This is a genomic window from Micromonospora sp. NPDC004704 (assembly GCF_053601675.1).
This window is the reverse complement of the sequence record NZ_JBSGCD010000002.1, coordinates 255,035-271,612: the sequence shown is the minus strand read 5'-3', so window position 1 is coordinate 271,612 and position 16,578 is coordinate 255,035. Positions and strand designations below refer to the sequence as shown.

General features: G+C 68.3%; 16 protein-coding genes. 8 read left to right on the top strand and 8 right to left on the bottom strand.

The genetic code is table 11. The features are described 5' to 3' along the window. Positions 1 to 30: 30 nt before the first annotated feature. Entirely contained in the window at positions 31 to 1,257 is a 1,227-nt protein-coding gene (locus ACWEFB_RS03490) for an exonuclease domain-containing protein (RefSeq protein WP_452281828.1), read from the top strand. 25 nt (positions 1,258 to 1,282) lie between these two features. Here the strand turns inward: ACWEFB_RS03490 and ACWEFB_RS03485 are convergent, their stop codons facing one another. From ACWEFB_RS03485 to ACWEFB_RS03470, 4 genes are read right to left on the bottom strand one after another with little or no spacing between them, the layout of a single operon-like run. After that, a complete protein-coding gene (locus tag ACWEFB_RS03485) occupies positions 1,283 to 2,242 on the bottom strand; it encodes a PfkB family carbohydrate kinase (protein ID WP_452281826.1) in 960 nt (319 codons plus the stop codon). Beyond that, the gene (locus tag ACWEFB_RS03480) at positions 2,239 to 3,762 is read right to left on the bottom strand and encodes a purine-cytosine permease family protein (protein ID WP_452281824.1); all 1,524 of its coding nucleotides are present in this window, start codon (positions 3,760 to 3,762) and stop codon (positions 2,239 to 2,241) included. The genes ACWEFB_RS03485 and ACWEFB_RS03480 overlap by 4 nt, the downstream gene beginning before the upstream one ends. Positions 3,763 to 3,794: 32 nt before the next feature. After that, positions 3,795 to 4,823, bottom strand: a complete 1,029-nt coding sequence (locus ACWEFB_RS03475) for an ADP-ribosylglycohydrolase family protein (RefSeq protein WP_452281822.1) — start codon at positions 4,821 to 4,823, stop codon at positions 3,795 to 3,797. Beyond that, on the bottom strand, positions 4,820 to 5,539 hold the full coding sequence (locus ACWEFB_RS03470) for a GntR family transcriptional regulator (protein ID WP_452281820.1): 720 nt from the start codon (positions 5,537 to 5,539) through the stop codon (positions 4,820 to 4,822). The genes ACWEFB_RS03475 and ACWEFB_RS03470 overlap by 4 nt, the downstream gene beginning before the upstream one ends. Before the next feature lie 114 nt (positions 5,540 to 5,653). Between ACWEFB_RS03470 and ACWEFB_RS03465 the strand changes: the two genes are divergently transcribed. Continuing rightward, a complete protein-coding gene (locus tag ACWEFB_RS03465) occupies positions 5,654 to 6,154 on the top strand; it encodes an HIT family protein (RefSeq protein WP_452281818.1) in 501 nt (166 codons plus the stop codon). Here the strand turns inward: ACWEFB_RS03465 and ACWEFB_RS03460 are convergent. Next, complete coding sequence (locus tag ACWEFB_RS03460; protein ID WP_452281816.1) at positions 6,129 to 7,127, bottom strand: SDR family NAD(P)-dependent oxidoreductase; 999 nt, start codon at positions 7,125 to 7,127, stop codon at positions 6,129 to 6,131. The genes ACWEFB_RS03465 and ACWEFB_RS03460 overlap by 26 nt on opposite strands. Before the next feature lie 92 nt (positions 7,128 to 7,219). On the opposite strand from ACWEFB_RS03460, the gene ACWEFB_RS03455 reads away from it, so the two are divergent. From ACWEFB_RS03455 to ACWEFB_RS03430, 6 genes are all read left to right on the top strand, one after another. Beyond that, positions 7,220 to 8,026, top strand: a complete 807-nt coding sequence (locus ACWEFB_RS03455; RefSeq protein WP_452281814.1) for a hypothetical protein — start codon at positions 7,220 to 7,222, stop codon at positions 8,024 to 8,026. A 79-nt stretch (positions 8,027 to 8,105) separates the two neighbouring features. Further along, complete coding sequence (locus ACWEFB_RS03450; protein WP_326560736.1) at positions 8,106 to 8,726, top strand: TetR/AcrR family transcriptional regulator; 621 nt, start codon at positions 8,106 to 8,108, stop codon at positions 8,724 to 8,726. Positions 8,727 to 8,798: 72 nt separating this feature from the next. Next, positions 8,799 to 10,391: an MDR family MFS transporter gene (locus ACWEFB_RS03445; RefSeq protein WP_452281811.1), complete on the top strand. Its 1,593-nt coding sequence runs from the start codon at positions 8,799 to 8,801 to the stop codon at positions 10,389 to 10,391. 376 nt (positions 10,392 to 10,767) lie between these two features. After that, on the top strand, positions 10,768 to 11,391 hold the full coding sequence (locus tag ACWEFB_RS03440; RefSeq protein ID WP_452281809.1) for a nucleoside monophosphate kinase: 624 nt from the start codon (positions 10,768 to 10,770) through the stop codon (positions 11,389 to 11,391). Positions 11,392 to 11,507: 116 nt separating this feature from the next. Then, complete coding sequence (locus ACWEFB_RS03435) at positions 11,508 to 12,557, top strand: hypothetical protein (protein ID WP_452281807.1); 1,050 nt, start codon at positions 11,508 to 11,510, stop codon at positions 12,555 to 12,557. Positions 12,558 to 12,667: 110 nt separating this feature from the next. Continuing rightward, positions 12,668 to 13,906, top strand: a complete 1,239-nt coding sequence (locus ACWEFB_RS03430) for an MFS transporter (RefSeq protein WP_452281805.1) — start codon at positions 12,668 to 12,670, stop codon at positions 13,904 to 13,906. Here the strand turns inward: ACWEFB_RS03430 and ACWEFB_RS03425 are convergent. From ACWEFB_RS03425 to ACWEFB_RS03415, 3 genes are all read right to left on the bottom strand, one after another. Then, complete coding sequence (locus ACWEFB_RS03425; RefSeq protein WP_452281803.1) at positions 13,903 to 14,679, bottom strand: hypothetical protein; 777 nt, start codon at positions 14,677 to 14,679, stop codon at positions 13,903 to 13,905. The two genes, ACWEFB_RS03430 and ACWEFB_RS03425, sit on opposite strands and share 4 nt — an antisense overlap. A 112-nt stretch (positions 14,680 to 14,791) precedes the next feature. Further along, on the bottom strand, positions 14,792 to 15,706 hold the full coding sequence (locus ACWEFB_RS03420; RefSeq protein ID WP_452281801.1) for a hypothetical protein: 915 nt from the start codon (positions 15,704 to 15,706) through the stop codon (positions 14,792 to 14,794). Between the two features lie 203 nt (positions 15,707 to 15,909). Continuing rightward, positions 15,910 to 16,389 carry a nucleoside 2-deoxyribosyltransferase gene (locus ACWEFB_RS03415; RefSeq protein ID WP_452281799.1) on the bottom strand — a complete coding sequence of 160 codons (480 nt, stop codon included), beginning with the start codon at positions 16,387 to 16,389 and terminating at the stop codon, positions 15,910 to 15,912. Positions 16,390 to 16,578: the final 189 nt, after the last annotated feature.

The window sequence follows — 16,578 nt, the reverse complement described above, 5'->3', positions numbered from 1 at the left end:
CGTGCTTTCGACCAGAAGAAGGTGGCGCTGGTGTACGCCGTCATTGACGTGGAGACCACCGGATTCAACCCCGGCATGCACGACCGGGTCTGCGAGATCGCGGTGGTCCACGTGGACGGTCGGGGGCAGATCACCGATCAGTGGTCCAGTCTGGTCAACCCCGAACGCGACCTCGGCCCGCAGCACATCCACGGCATCCGGGCCGCCGACGCCCGCCGTGCCCCGAAGTTCCACCAGCTCGCCGGGGAGGTCGCCCGGCGGCTGCGCCACCGGCTGCCGGTGGCGCACAACCTGGCCTTCGACGCCCGGTTCGTGACCGCCGAGTACGGGCGGCTCGGTGCGACGGTCCCCCTCCACCACGCCGACGGGCTGTGCACGATGCGGCTGGCCGCGAACTTCCTGCCCCTCGCCGGCCGCAGCCTCGCCGACTGCTGCCTCGCCGCGACGATCCCCCAGCGGCAGGCACACTCCGCACTGGACGACGCGCTGGCCGCCGCCCACCTGCTGGCCTACTACCTCCGCGCGGTCGGGCAACCGCCGCCGTGGGAGGACTCGGTCCGGCTGGCCGGCAAGCAGGTGTGGCCCGAGTTGGCGCAGCCCGTCGAGGTGGTGGCGATGACCCGGAGCGCTACCGGCGGCAAGCAGGAACACTTCCTCGCCCGACTGATCGACCGGCTGCCCCGCGTACCGGATCCGCCGCAGGCGGACGCGTACCTGGCCCTGCTCGACCAGGCGCTGCTGGACCGGTACCTGTCGGCGACCGAGATGGACGCGCTGGTGGACACCGCGGGCGCCCTCAAGCTGACCCGGCGGGAGGTTGTCGTCCTGCACCGGCAGTACCTGCGCTCGCTGGCCGCCGAGGCGGCCGACGATGGTGTGGTCACCGCCGAGGAACTGCGGGACCTGCACGCCGTGGCGACCCTGCTGGACCTGCCGCCGAACGAGGTCGAGGGCGCGATCAGCGAGGCCCTCTCCGCCGGCAGCGGGATCCCGGCCGGTCCGGCGACCACCCAGCGGTTCTCCCTCTCGGCCGGCGACATCGTGGTGTTCACCGGGCAGATGGACGAGCCCCGCGAGGTGTGGGAGGCGAGGGCGATCGGCGCCGGGTACGACGTCGGCCGGTCGGTGACGAAGAAGACGACGCTGCTGGTCGCCGCCGACCCGGACAGCCTCTCCGGCAAAGCCAGGCTGGCCCACAAGTACGGCATCCCGGTGGTACGACCGGCGGCCTTCCTGACCATGCTGCACGGCCGCTGACGCCGCCCGCTGACCCGACCGCCCCTTATCGGACCAGGGCGTCCACCTCGGCGGCGGTCGGGGCGGTGGCGGGACCACGGCGGGTGACGGCGAGAGCGGCGGCGGCGTTGGCCCGGCGTACGGCGTCGGCGGGGTCGAGTCCACCGGCCAGAGCCGCCGCGAAGGCGCCCACGTGCGCGTCGCCCGCGCCGTTGCTGTCCACCACCCGGACCGGGAACGCCGGTACGACAACCGGCTCCCCGCCCCGCACCACCAGTACGGCACCGCCCGGCCCGGTACGGACGAGCACACCGGCCCGTCCGGTACGGGCGGCCAGTGCCGCCGCGGCGGCAACCGGGTCTTCGAGTCCGGTGAGCAGTCGCGCCTCCCGCTCGTTGCAGCTCCACCAGTCGGCGCGGGCGAGTGCCGGGGCGAGCACCGGCGCCGGAATCTCGGCCACCAGTGGACCGGGGTCGACGATCACGGTGACACCCGGATCGAGGGCCGGCAGCCACCCGGCCAGCGCCGGTCCGTTCGACGGGTAGGTGAGGCTGTAGCCGGATACGTAGACGAGGTCGCCGGGGTGTGGCTCGATCCGGGCCAGGTCGGCCGAACCGAGCCGGGCCTCGGCACCGGGGCTGGTGGCGAAGGTCCGCTCCCCGGACGGGTCGACCATCGCCACGCTGAATCCGGTGTCCACATCGGGCAGCGGTGGCTGGAGCACCTCGATCCCGGCCTCGGTGAGCTGACCTCGGGCCAGGTCACCGAAGGGGCCGGTGCCGTGCATTCCGGCGTACGTGACCGGCAGGCCCTGGCGGACGGCGCCGACCATCACGTTCAGCCCTCCCCCCGCGGTGATCCGGCTCTCCGAGGCGAGCACGTCACCGCCGGTCTCCGGCAGCCGGGGCAGGTACATCACCACGTCGACGACGACGTTCCCGGTGTGCACCAGCCGGGCCGGGCGGGCGCCGGCACCGCCCACCGGACGGACGGGACCGGCGCTCACGACCGTACCGCCAGGGTTTCGCCGTCGACCGGCGCTTCCGGACGGTCCCGGTCGGACCGTGCCGTCCCACCGAGCCGGCGGGCACCGGGGGCGCCGAACAGCAGGTAGAGCCCGCCGGAGACGACAAACGCGGCGACCCACCCGAGCCCGTTGGTGCCCATCCACGAGTCGGCCAGCGGGCCGCTGAACCAGACGTCGGTGGCCGAGGTGGAGGCGGTGGTGAAGAGCAGGCCGACGACGATGCCGGCGAGCCACGGCAGGACCGCCGACCAGCGGAACCCGCCCCGGTACCAGTAGACGCCGGTCGCGGTGGTGTCCATCAGGCCGTCGGGCTGGTACTGCCGACGGAAGAGCATGTCGGCGAGGAAGACCGCCACCCAGGCGGTGATCGGTACGGCGAGCAGCGAGATGAAGGTGATGAACGGTCCGTAGAAGTCCCCGGCGATCAACATGAAGTAGATGCCACCGGCGAGGGTGAGCACGATGTCCAGCCCGACGGCGACCACCCGACGAGCCCGCACCCCGAGGGTGATCATGGTGAGGCCGGCGGAGTAGACCGAGAGGTTGTTGGAGAGCAGCAGCCCACCGAACGCGGCGAGCAGGTACGGCACCGCCATCCAGGACGGCAGCATCACCTGGATCGCCGAGACCGGGTCGCTGGCCGAGGCGAGGGTGCCGTCACCGGCGGAGAGCAGACCGCCGAGCCCGATGAGCAGGAACAGCGGCACGCCGGCACCCACCGACGCCGCCGCCACGATCCGCCGACCGGGTACGTGCCGGTGCTGGTAGCGGGCCATGTCGGCGCCCGCGTTCGCCCAGCCGATGCCGGTGCCGGCGGCGATCACGCCGATCCCGGCGATGACCACGCTGGCCGGGGCGGCCGGTGCGTGTGCCACCGCGTCCCAGTTCACCTTCGTGATCAGGAACGCGCCGACGAGGATGTTCAGCGCCCCGAAGACGTACGTGGCCCACTGCTGGATCCAGACCAGGGTGGCGTGCCCGAGTCCGGAGACCACCAGGGTCAGCGCGACGAACACGAGCAGGCTGATCACGGTCAGTACGGAGTTCGACCCGACCCCGAAGACGATGCTGATCAGGGCCAGCAGCGCGTACGCGGCAGTGGTGGTGTTGACCGTCTCCCAGCCGACCCGGGACAGCCACGAGATCACCGTCGGCCCGTGGTTGCCGCGTGGGCCGAAGACCGCCCGGGACAGGGTCATGCTCGGCGCCCCACCCCACTTGCCGGCGACGCTGATCAGGCCGACCAGGGCGAACGACCCGAACGAGCCGAGGGCGGCGACGAGCAGCGCCTGCCAGATGTTCATGCCCCGCAGGGCGACCAGGGTGGCGCCGAGCGGCAACCCCAGGATGGAGATGTTGGCCGCGAACCACACCCAGAACAGTTGGCGTGGTCCGCCCGTACGCTCGGCGGGTGGTACCGGCTCGATGCCTCGGGTTTCGATGGCACCGATCCGGTTGGTGTCGGCCGGAGCGGTTCCGGCCAATTCGGTCGCGGACATCTTGTCCTGCCTCTCCCCTGCGGGTTCCGGCGTCAGCGGGGCTGACGGAGGGCGAGCAGGTTGATCGCCATGTCGGTCAACGGAAGGTGGTTCACCGTCTCGATCGTCTCGATCGCGGCGGACGGGAAGCTGTCGGCGCCGTGCCGGGCACCGGCGACGGCTCCGACGATGGCGGCGATGGTGTCGCAGTCGCCGCCGAGGGACGCGGCGAGCAGGCACGCCTGCCACGGGTCGTCGGGGTGGACGGCGAGAACCGCGAAGGCAGCCGGAACCGACTCCTGGGTGGCCACGCTCGTCCCGACCAGGCGGTAGATCGTTTCGGCGGCCACCTCGGGCGGTTGCCCGGCGACGAGGCGGGTGGCCCAGTCGATCCGGGCGCCGATGTCGGCGGCGGCGATCCAGTGCCCACGGGTGCCGGCGAGGCGCGCCGCGCGTACGGCGGTGGTGGTCACCGTCGCCTGGTCGGCGCCGTCCAGGCCGGCGCTGACCGCGGCGGCGACGGCGGCGGCCCCGGCGAGGGCGACCCCGGTGTTGTGGGTGACCCAGCTCGCCTCGACCACCCGCTTCACGAGCAGGTCCAGGTCGTCCACTCCCACGGCGATCCCGACCGGGGTGATCCGCATCGCCGCGCCGTTGGTGGTGCCGTACCGGCCGGCTTCCTCGATCGGGCGGCCGGCGGCGACGGCGGCGACGGCGGACCGGGTGGACGGGCCGAGCAGGTCGAGGGACCCCCGGCGGCGCATGTCGTCCTCCCAGGCGAGCAGTTCGCGGGCGAGCCGGTGGCCGTCGATCCGGCCGTCGCCGTCGAGCAGCAGCCGGCCGACCAGCATGGCCTGCTCGGTGTCGTCGGTGACCGAACCGGCCGGCATCCCCGGGGCGATCGGCTGGTCCGCCGGCCCCGGTTCGAAACCGGTCAGCCGGCCGTACCGGTCCTTGATCCGCTCGCGGGGCAGGGACTGGGTCGGCATCCCGAGCGCGTCGCCGATGGCGAGTCCGGTGAGCGCGGCGACGGCCCGCGCCCGGATGGTCGAGGCGGTGGTGGCGTAGCCGGCGTCGGTCATGACGACTCCCCGCCGAAGCGCAGGTGCAGCCGGAACCGGTCGGGGTCGAGCAGGCTCTCGACGTGTTCGACCAGGTCACCGGCGCGGTCGCGGCTGAGCCGGCGGGTGTGCAGGTAGAGCTTGCCTGCGTCGCAGCCGAGCAGTTCGGCGTCGGCGGTGGTGGCACGGATCAGCTCGACCCATTCCTCGCCCCGGTCGGGCACCAGGCCGGCGTCGCGCAGGGCCGCGTAGAGGGACCCGGTGAGGCCCCGCTCGGGCAGGTCGCGCAGGGCGCCGACCGCCGGGATCCGGCTTCGTTCGATCGAGATCGCGGGCCCGTCGGCGAGGGAGCGGAGCCGGTCGACGGCGACGTACTCGGTGGTGGGCAGGTCGAACCGGGCCGCCAGCTCGGGTTCGTGGACCAGCGCCAGGCGGAGCACGCGTACGGTCGTCGGCACGCCCTGTTCGGCCAGGGCGCGGGCCCAGCCGAGCCGGTCGTCCAGCGCCCGCCCGTCGAAGGTGACGAACGATCCCTTACCGGAATGGGTGGAGATCAATCCCCGCCGGCCCAGTTCGGTGAGCGCCTGGCGGACCGTGTTGCGGCTCACGTCGAACCGTGACGCGAGGGCGTGCTCCCCCGGCAGTTGGGCGCCGTTGGCCAGCCGCCCGCCCCGGATGTCCCGGGCCAACTCGTCGGCGATCCGCTGGTGCTTGAGCCGGAAAACCTGTCCAGACATGTCCAGGACGATAGCTCTGAGCTGCGGCACCGACAACCCGAGCATGATCCGGCAGCGGTCAGGAGGGCTTTGGGGTTAGGGTCCGGACACCGGGATCTCGGCGGGGGGCCACGCATGGTGGAACGGCTACGGCAACCGATGGATCTGGCCGCGTACGAGACGCGGGTGCGTACCGGCCCGTGCTTCGTCTGCGCCTACCTCTCCGGTGACCCGGAGTACCGGCACGAGCTGGTGTACGACGACGGCGAACACGTCGCGTTCGTCAGCAGGTACCCGACCCTGTACGGGCACGTGCTGGTCGTGCCGAGGCAGCATGTCGAGCACGCGGTGCGGGACCTGAACGTCGAGGCGTACCTGCGGTTGCAGGAGGTGGTCTACCGGGTCGCGCGGGCGGTCGAGGCGGTGGTGCCCAGCGAGCGGACGTACCTGCTGTCGCTCGGCAGCCAGCAGGGCAACTCCCACCTGCACTGGCACATCGCCCCGCTTCCCCCGGGCACTCCGTACGCCGAGCAGCAGTTCCAGGCCCTCCTGGCGGAGAACGGCGTCATCGAGTGGTCGGACGACCGGGCGGCGGAACTCGGCGACCTGCTCAGGACGGCCCTGTGTAACGGCTGACCGCGTCGATGTTCGAGCTGACCGCGTCGATGTTCGAGCTGACGGCGTCGACTCCGGTGAGCGCGGCCGACACCGCCCAGAGCCGTGCGGCCTCGCCCTGTGTCCCGTCATCGGCGACGGCCCGGTCGGGAAGATCGGCGATGTCGCAGTCGAGGCAGTAGACCCCGCCCAGACCCGCGAGCCGGGGCGAGGTGGCCGCCCACACCTGGGTCGCCGCCCCCTGTTCGGGGGTCTTGAAATCCGCCCCGATCTGGTTGCCGTCCTCGTCGACCCAACCGGCGGCGACCATCTCCGACCGGGAGAGGTGACGTTGCAACGGGGTGAGGATGTAACCCGGATGTACGGAGAACGCCCGCACCCCGTACGCCCGGCCGATGGAGTCGAGGTGCTCGGCGAACCGTACGTTGGCCATCTTCGACTGCGCGTACGCCTGCCACTTGTCGTACCCCTGCTCGAACTGGAGGTCGTGCCACCGGATCGCCGAGTCCGCGTAACCGGAGGCGACGGCCACCACCCGGGCACCTCCGCCGCGTACGAGCGCCGGCCACAGGCGGTTGACCAGGGCGTAGTGCCCGAGGTGGTTGGTGGCGAACTGCGCCTCCCAGCCGGGACCCACCCGGGTCTCCGGGCAGGCCATCAGCCCGGCGTTGTTGACCAGGATGTCGATGTCCCGACCCGACGCCAGGAACCGGTCGGCGAAGTCACGAACGCTCTCCAGGTCGGTCAGGTCCAGCTCGTCCACCTCGACGCCGTCGATCCCCTCGACGGCCTCCCCGGCGGGCGCCGGGCGCCGGGCGGCGACCAGGACCCGGGCACCGGCGCGGGCGAGCGCGCGGGTCGTCGCGAGGCCGAGGCCCGAATGTCCGCCGGTGACGATCGCGAGCCTTCCGGACAGGTCGATTCCCGACAGCACGTCGTCCGCGCTGCTCCGGGCGCCGAATCCCGATCCGATCGAACGCTGGGGTGTGTTCATGAGCCGACGTTAGGACTTCGAGCGCGGTCGAAGTCAACAGCCGGGTTTTGTTGGATGGGTGACCGTGGACGGCGTGGTCCACACTGCACCGCATGATGGCCACCACTCCCCCCGATCCTGGCAGCGCCCGTACGTGGATCCGGGGTCGGCCCGGTGCCGTCCTGCTCATCGTGGTGGCGGTCGGGCTGGCGGTGGCCGGGATCGTGGTGGCTGAGTTCATCGGCGCGACCACCCTGCCCGGCCTCGCCCTGAGCCTGCTCCTGCCAGGGCCGATCATCTTCGGCCTGATCGCGCTGGGCCCGTGGCTCGCGCGCAGGCCGAAGCCGACCGCGCTGCGGCTGGGCACCGGACCGGCCTTCGTGGCGCCGCCCGAGTATCCGCTGCTGGGGGGAACGGCAGCGCAACAACTGACCCTCACCGCGTTCGTCACCAACCTGGAACTGCGGATGCTGGACCCGGACGAGGGATCCGCACTGCTCGCGCTCATCATGGTCGGCCTGCTGGTGGCGGTCGGGGTGTTCGGGCTGTCGCTGCTGTGGGTCGTGGCGATTTTCCGCGACGGGATCCGGCTGGAGCTGCGCCCGGAGAGCCTGGTGGTGGTCACCCTGCTGGGTCGCCAGGAGGTGCCGTGGGAGGCGATAGCGGTTGGCCCGCCACCTCGCCCGAGCACCTGGGACGCCAGCCCGATCGGTATCGGCCGGCAGGATCTGGTCCGTACCACCGGGTTGATCAAGGTCTTTCCGCAGGTGTTGCCGCCGCTGGACCGGCTCGGCGTACAGCCCGCCTTTCTCACCAACGCGATCAACCATTACCTGCTGCACCCGGAGCACCGGGCCGCTATCGGCACCCCGGAAGAGCATGATCGACTTCAGCGGGCGATGGCGGTGTATGCCGGCTGACCTGGGCGGTGTTCTACATCACCTCGTTGCGCACGCTAAAAGTTTGCACGACCTGCAAGTTTGTTCGTACGGTAGCCGGGTGACCATCGTCGAGGACGCCACCGCCGGGCGCCGGGACCGCAAGAAGCGGCAGACCCGGGACGCCCTGGTGTCCGCCGCGCTGCGCCTGGTGGCCGAGCGCGGGCTCGACCAGGTCACCGTCGAGGAGATCAGCGAGGCCGCGGACGTCTCCGCGCGTACGTTCTTCAACTACTTCTCGTCCAAGGACGAGGCCCTCGTCGGCGACCAGGCGGGCGACAGCGAACGGGTGCTGGCGGTGCTGGCGACCGTGCCGCCGGAGGTGCCCGCGCTGGAGGCCGTACGGCTGGCGCTGACCCCGATGCTGGAGGAGATGCAGGCCGACTCGGCGCTCTGGCTGCTGCGACTGAAGGTCGTGGCGCAGAACCCGTCGCTGCTGCCCCGGCTGGTCGCGGGCAGCGTCGAAACCGAACGGTTGACCACCGAGGCGCTCGCCGCCCGTACCGGGGTGGGGCCGGACCACGTCTATCCGGCCCTGGTCACGGCCGTCACCGGGGCGGCCTTCCGGATCGCCATCATCCGCTGGTCGGCCAGTGGCGGCAGCCTGCCGCTGACCGACCTGGTCGACGAGGCGTTCGCCGGGGTCGCCGCCGGCCTGCCAGATCCCCGATCCGCCGCCTGACCCGACGACTTTTCCGCCCCGGCCTTGCCAGTGCCGGGGCCACCACACCTGCTCGTGACGAAGGATGCGTTGATGACCACAACCGCCGCGCCAGCCGAGACCGCGGATGCCGGCTCGGGGCGCATGTCCCGCCGGGAAGTCCTCCAGGCCCTCTCCGGCCTCATGGTCGGCATGTTCGTGTCGATCCTCGCCTCCACGGTGGTGGCGAACGCGCTACCGCGCATCATCGCCGACCTGCACGGCAGCCAGACCGTCTACACCTGGATCGTCACCAGCGAACTGCTGGCGATGACCGCGACCGTCCCGCTCTGGGGCAAGATGGCCGACCTCTACAGCAAGAAACTGCTGATCCAGCTCTCGCTCGGCCTGTTCGTGGTCGGTTCGCTGATCGCCGGCTTCACCCCGAACGTCGAGGTGCTGCTGATCAGCCGGATCGTGCAGGGCATCGGCGCGGGCGGCATGAGCGCGCTCGCCCTGATCGTCATGGCGGCGATGATCCCGCCGCGTGAACTGGGCCGGTACGCCGGCATCTTCGGCGCGGTCTTCGGTGTCGGCACCATCGCCGGCCCGCTGATCGGCGGTGTCCTGGTCGACACCTCGTGGCTGGGCTGGCGCTGGTGCTTCCTGATCGGGGTGCCGTTCACCCTCCTGTCGATCTTCCTGCTCCAGCGCACCCTGCACCTGCCGGTCGTACGCCGGAAGGTGAACATCGACTGGGCCGGTGCCGCCCTCATCACCGCGGGCGTCTCCACCCTCCTGGTCTGGTCCTCCCTCGCCGGGCACAAGTTCGCCTGGGGTTCGGGGTGGACCGCGCTGATGGTCGGTGGCGGCCTGGTGCTGCTGGCACTGGCGATCTGGGTCGAGTCGCGGGTGGCGGAGCCGATCATCCCGCTGAGCATCTTCCGCAACCGGACGGTTTCGCTGGCCACCGTGGCGAGCGTCCTGGTCGGTGTGGCCATGTTCGGCGGCACCGTGTTCCTGTCCCAGTACTTCCAGATCTCGCTGGGCAAGTCGCCGACCGTCGCCGGGCTGATGAGCCTGCCGATGATCTTCGGCCTCCTGGTGTCGTCCACCGTCGCCGGCCAGCTCATCACCAAGTACGGCCGGTGGAAGATGTACCTGGTCGCCGGTGGTGCGATCATGACCGCCGGCATGGTCCTGCTCGGCACCATCGACGCCGGGACCAGCGTCCTGATCCTGTCGATCTACATGGCGGTCCTCGGCATCGGCGTCGGCATGCTGATGCAGAACCTGGTGCTCGCCGCGCAGAACGACGTACCCGCGCACGAGCTCGGCGCGACGACCTCGGTGCTGACCTTCTTCCGCAGCATGGGCGGCGCCATCGGGGTCAGCGCCCTCGGTGCGGTACTCGCCAACCGGGTCACCTCGCTGCTGAGCGAGAACCTGGGACCGGCGGCCGGTGGCGGCACCGGCACCGCGGCGGTCCCCGACCTCGCCACCCTGCCCGAACCGGTGCTGCGGATCGTGCAGGACGCGTACGGCACCGCCACCGCCGACCTGTTCCTGATCGGTGCGCCGATCGCCCTGCTGGCGTTCGTCGCGGTCCTGTTCATCAAGGAGAAGCCGCTGAGCACCCTGAGCGGCACCGAACGACTCGAACAGGAAGGGCAGGAGGCAGCCGTCACCCTCCCGGCGACGCACTGACCGTACCGCCAGTCCGGTGGCCACCGGACAGGACAGCGAGCCCGTACTCCACACCGGAGTGCGGGCTCGCGCCGTTCCGATCTCCTTGCCAGATTTGGTCTGGTGCGCACCAGAATGCCGAGCGAGCAGAAAAGGCCGAGCAACGACTATCTGGACAACGGCCGCCCGGATCACGAGACTGTGACCGGCGCTGAGCCAGCCCGCGCCGTCGTCTCGGTGATTGTGAATCGCCAGGGACGATGGTATGCCTTGGGGGCGCGGATCCTCATTGGCGTCAGCCCTCAGACCTACGGTGCACCTCCGGACCCTCTCCGAACAGCTCAGAAGCAGCGGTCGAAGATCAATAGCGCCTACCCAGACATCCCTGGAGGACAGGTTGACACCACTGGCTATAGTCCTTCTCGGCATACCTGGCTCCGGAAAAACATCGCTCGCAGCCGCGCTGTGGAAGGATTTCGGCGCCGCACACCTGACGGCCAGTCGCATCCTACGAAATCATCTCGATCGCAATACCCAGGTCGCCGACCGATGGGGTGACTACTGGAAACGCGGGCTCAACGCTCCGGATCCCGAGGTACTGCCCGTCCTCTGGCATGCCTTCGAAAGCTGCGAATCCAGCCTGGCCGTCCTTGACGGTTATCCCCGGACAACCGCCCAGTTGAATGACTTTCTCGAACGGGGCGGGGAGGTCGGACTGTCCGTCCTACTGCAAATCCCAACCCACATCGCCCTGCAACGCGCAACTGCCCGTACGGATTCCGGGCGCGTACGGCAGGAGACTGCGGAACTGCTGGCGGAGCGGATCAAGGCGGAACAAGCCCATATCGCCAGCCTGCTGGGTTCTCCCGCCATCGCCGAGAAACTGGTACGTGTGTATCCCGAGCACCAGAATATCGAGGAGATCGTGAAAGACCTCGCGACGACACTGGGACTACTCCCGGAAACGCGATCACCGGCCGGACGCCGCCCCATTTCCGCACCGTTGGACGGGAAGCCGTAGCGGCACGGCAAGTCGACAATTACAAACGCATCAGCAACCTTGCCCGAATTTACCTCAGCGGGTTACCTCTCAGTTCCGCCAGCGTACCCGGCCCGCGATGATTCAGGGATGACTCAGTGGACGATGTTGCAGCGGCAGTCCGACACGGCCTCCAGTGGCTGGAGCGCCACCAGCGAAACGATGGACACTGGGCCGGCGAGAGCCCACTGTCAGAGGTGCACGCCACCACCCGATCCCTACGCGCCTTCATCGGTGCCGGCTTCCCCGAGAACTACCCGGCCGTGGCCCGCGCGGCAAGATGGCTGGTTCGACCGGAAGCCGAAGGGTCCGTCTACCACTACTTCTGGCGGCTCGGCGCCCTGACCGAGCTGGCCGGCACACCCAGAGAGGTCATCGAGCACGACCTCGACGTCGTGTGTCAGACAATCGGCAACCGCATCAGGCTGGACGAGAAGCTCAACTACCACGCATTCCTCTTCGACTGCGCGGCCAACTGCGGGATGGGCGGTCGTTTTCCCGACCAGGCGGTCGAACTCCTGGCCATGCTCCGCGACCCCCGGCTGCACGCGACCCCGGCCCTTTGGGGTTTTGTGGCACTGGAACGCTCAGGACTTCCGACCGACGGGCTCGAAGGAAGGATAAGCGAGCTCGTCCTGTCCGCCTTGAACGACCAGAACGGCTACAACCACATGAACGGCCTCGTCGCCGAAACCAGCTTCTTCGTCTTCAATGTCTGCCGGTCAACGCTGTTGAGCAACGACCCAAAAATGAGATCCGCCGTGTCCGGTGCGGTCAGGTGGATCATCTCCCGGCAACTGAAGCGGGAAGGGGCATGGCCCATCGAGCCCCCGCTGTACAACGCTGACCCCCAGTGCGACGCCTACTTCACCGGCATAGCAACGAGAGCCCTGCTCGAGTATCTCCGACGCTACGCGCCTCAGCGCCAGGGCGAGGTGTTCGTGCCCGACTGGCGGCTGCGTCGAATATTGGGGGTTGCGCTGCGATGGTTCGTCGGCATTACCCTTGGACTGTCGCTGGCACTGCTGGGGGCTTTTGTCATCCCAGGTTACTGGGGCCTTACACTCGCGATACTCGGTGCGGTGGCAGCGGTGATCGAGATAGGGAACTTCGCCCTGGGGCTACGGAGATTGATCATCAAGAAATGAAAGCCATTTCGGCGCCAGCCAGCACAGTGACCGCCTGAGGAGTTCTGCGCTCATGACTCAGCCTCAACCGCGCGAGGGAATTCGTACCCAGACCGGAAGGCGGGAGTAAGGTGAAATTTACTTCCGCTGGTCGACAGAATCGTGGGCGTACGGCATTCCTCATCCTGGCCCTGAGCATTGGCCTCCTCGCGTTCAACCTGCGCCCTCTGGTCACAAGCGCTCCGCCGGTGTTCAACGAGTTGCAACAGCAATTCGGGCTCTCAGCGGTGGGCCTGTCCTTTCTTGCAGCAGCTCCGGTTGCCTGCTTCGGCCTGTTCGCGGTCGCCGCCGTACCACTGGCCAGACGACTCGGAGAAGGGGGCGCCATTACGTTGGCGCTCGCGGTATTGGCAACCGGTGTCCTGTTCCGTGGTGCCTACGACGGCGTGCTCGTGTACCCCGCGACCATCGCGTCAGCGGCGGGGATAGCGATACTGAACGTCCTCGTCCTAACCACGATACGACGCCGGGACCCGGCCCGGACCGGTACGTTGATCGGCATCTACCTGTCGACGCTCTACCTGGGTGCCGCCGCCGGCAGCGGGGCCAGCATACCGGTATACGAGTGGTCGAACGGTTCGCTTCTCGTGACGCTCGGAATATGGAGCCTACCCGCTCTGTTGACGATGTTCGTCTGGCTTCCCCAACTGCGCACCAGAAGACACACCGAGATCGCGCGGGCACCAAAAATCGACTGGCAAATCCTACGTCAACGATTCGCGTGGCAGGTAACGCTGTTCATGGGCTTACAGAGCGCTATCTATTACGCCATGTTGTCCTGGCTCCCCACGATCCTCCAGGACCGCGGCCTGGGACCGCAGGAGGCCGGCTATCTCACGTCATTGCTCAACCTGGCAGGGCTCGCCACGGCGTGGGCATTTCCGGTTGTCGCAGACCGACTGAAGAGTCAACGGAGCCTGGTAGCAGTAGCGGTGGTTCTGGGTGCGACCGCCATCGCGGGCGTCACCTTCGCCCCTCTCGCGACCGCGGCGTACTGGTGTCTTCTGATGGGGCTTGCCCTGGGCGGCGCGCTCGGCCTGGCGACATACTTCTCCGTCACTCGCTCGGAGAGTCCAGAAGCTACCGCCGTCCTGACCTCGGTATCACAGACGCTCGGCTATGTTCTGGCTCTTGTCGGCCCGCTCCTGGTTGGTCTCCTTCATTCGGTGAGCGGTCGGTGGTCGATCCCGGTAGCGGTCCTGCTCGGGGTCATGGGGCTGGAGTTGCTGGCCGGGCTGGCCGCTGCCCGGCCCTACCGCCGCCACGAAGGACGCCCTGTTGCCCTGCCACCCGAGAGAATCTCGTCCTAGGCATCCACCCGGCCGCCCTGTCCGTCCCTCCATATCGCACGGGACAGGGGATAGTTCACCCTCGCATAGTCCTCCTGGCGGACCCCTTCGCCGAGGAGGCGATCGGCAGCATCCGGAGCCCACGAAGGCGCTCCGAGGTTTGCGGCGAGTACGCGGTGGACGGCTGCTCCCTGATCCCGCGCCAGTTGCATCCATCGGGGCAGCACCCGTGAATAACTCCTGCCTGCGCCAATGGCGGACAACAGCTCGACCGATGTCGTGACCCGTCCCGCAGGTATCCGCTCGACAGCCCAGGCGCATCGGTCACGAAAGTTGTCCGGGCACTCCTCCCAGACCTCGGGATGAACCCGCGCCCCAGCTCCCACAGCGACTACTCCCGGTGCCGTGACCAGACCGAGAAATCGACGGATCTGGCGAAACATCGGCATCGGCGCCTGCGCCAGCTGCGCTCCATGGGCACACGGCTCGCATGCCAGGGTGAGCCGCAGGTTCACTTGCCCGATGGCAAGCAAGGAACCGGATGCCAGGGACAGGTCAGCTCCCTCAATCACTATGTCCGCCCGTGCCCCCGACGCCTTGACGCCATTTCGGTCCAGGCTTTCACTCTCCGCGATGCAGAGCTGGCGCGGCGAGAAGCCGAACGCGGTCTCGCCGTCACCCACGTCTGCCCGTTCGACATCGAGCGAGGGCACCTCGACCATCGGCTTACCCCGTTCACGCTTGATGAACAGGTGTTTGACCCTTGCAACACTGTCTGCGGCGGCGTTTGACATGCGCCACAGCGTATCGGACCCAACGCTTCCGCGCGGTGGACACTCCCGAGGAGGAAGTGACGACTCAAGCGCACCCAACGGCCGACAGGAAATTACGGGAACGGTGCCGGTTTCATGCATTTCGAATCGGGGCCACGAGGGTGGCCTTCGCGGCGGAGACGCTATCGGGTTCACCGCCCAGAATCATCCGGGTTCGACGCATGGTCGTCACCCACCGATGTTCCCAGTTACGTTCGGTCATGACCAGAGGCGTGTCGGCCAGATGAGCTACCGAACGTTCCGGGTTCAGTCGGTGGAAAATCACATCCGGCTTGCCCTTGGCCCTGATCACGAGTTCGAAATAGGGACCCCGGCGCGTTGACGGGAGATATTCGAAAGGACCAAACGCCATGACCCATGCCTGGACGCCTCGTCCCACAGGGTAACGCAGATGCAGCCGGTGGTTACCACCGTGGATCTCATCAGCCTCGAGCCAGAACTTCGAGTGCCGGGTAAGTGCGTGTATAAAGCCAACCGGATCCGATGCACCGACCTCCGGAACGAGAATGCTCAACAGTTCGGTTCGAGCGTCGGCTACCGCCTCGTCGACAAGTCTTCCGAGCGCGATGATGTCTTCCGGCACCAACCGGTCCGGCGGTGGACGCAGCACAAGGTAGTCCCAGCGCAGTGTGTTCGCCTGAAGTGCGGCAAGGCGGGCGAACATGCAGCCCGTCTGCCCCCTGACATGCCAGTCCCGCTGCGCCCGGCACTGCAGGCGCGTCAACGCATCTGACTGCGGGGCGGCATGTTCAGCGACCACGGCCAGGTAGTCCGCCGGGCTCGGGAACCGTCGTGTCCCGAACGCGTACGTGGTGGGAAGATGGCGGAACAGTGGATCGCTCGAACCGTCGGGCACCGTGTCCCGGACCCTCATGATCGTCCCAGGAACCACGGACACATCCTTTCTGGGGAGATGGCCTGTCGTCATGACCACCGCGCCGAGCGGTACGTCCGGTTTGAGATTCTGGCCGATTCCGCAGACCGACATCACCAGGACAATGAGCCGGGCGACAAGTCTTCGACCGAGTCGTCCCGCGAGCCATCCTCCTCATTGACCATCATCACCCAACTGAAATCGATCGGACAACGACTGTCAATGGACCAGCCAAAAGGATCAACGGGTCGAGGCGCCATCTCGGTCGGTAAGTGAGGATTTTTGGTGGCATGAGGCAAAGGCGGAATTTAGCTGCCCTACCCCGCCCGCGTCGGGGCATCGGCGGCCACTGCGGTCGGACGAACGGCCGGGTACGTTCGCAGGTGTTCGACAAGTTCGCCGATGCTGTGCGTGATGCCACCGGTCAGTGCTTGGTCGATCATCAGGTTGTTCGAATCCGTACCATCGAACCTGCGGGAATCGGTCTGGAGTCCAACACAGGGCATCCCCCGCGCATAGGCGATCCCGAGTTCGACGCACGCCCCTTCGTCGGGCACACGGCCGTCAAGGACAAGGACCAGCAGGTCACATCCGCCCAGCGCGGCGACGTCGGCGACGAAGATCCGATTCCGTATCACCTGCTCAGGCACGCCCTGTTCGGCAAGCTCCGCCACGTTCACACCGTCGCGTTGTGGCAGATGGGTATCGAGCCCCGATTCCCGCAAGGCTTCGTCCACGACAAGATTGAAATGCCTCTCGGCCTCGCTGAACAGGGGCGATGCGATGTATATCTTCACGGCTTGCCACTCCTTCGCCTGACGGGGGTCGGGATGTGATGTGGACGGGTCCGGAACAGTTCGGCACATCGAGAAGCGGTCTTGACTGCGACGTTACCGCCGCCATCGGGGTTTGCACCATTGCCACCACCGTAACGCACTGACCAGGGCCGGTGACTTTTCGCGGACACGCTGCTCAGAGACGGTGAC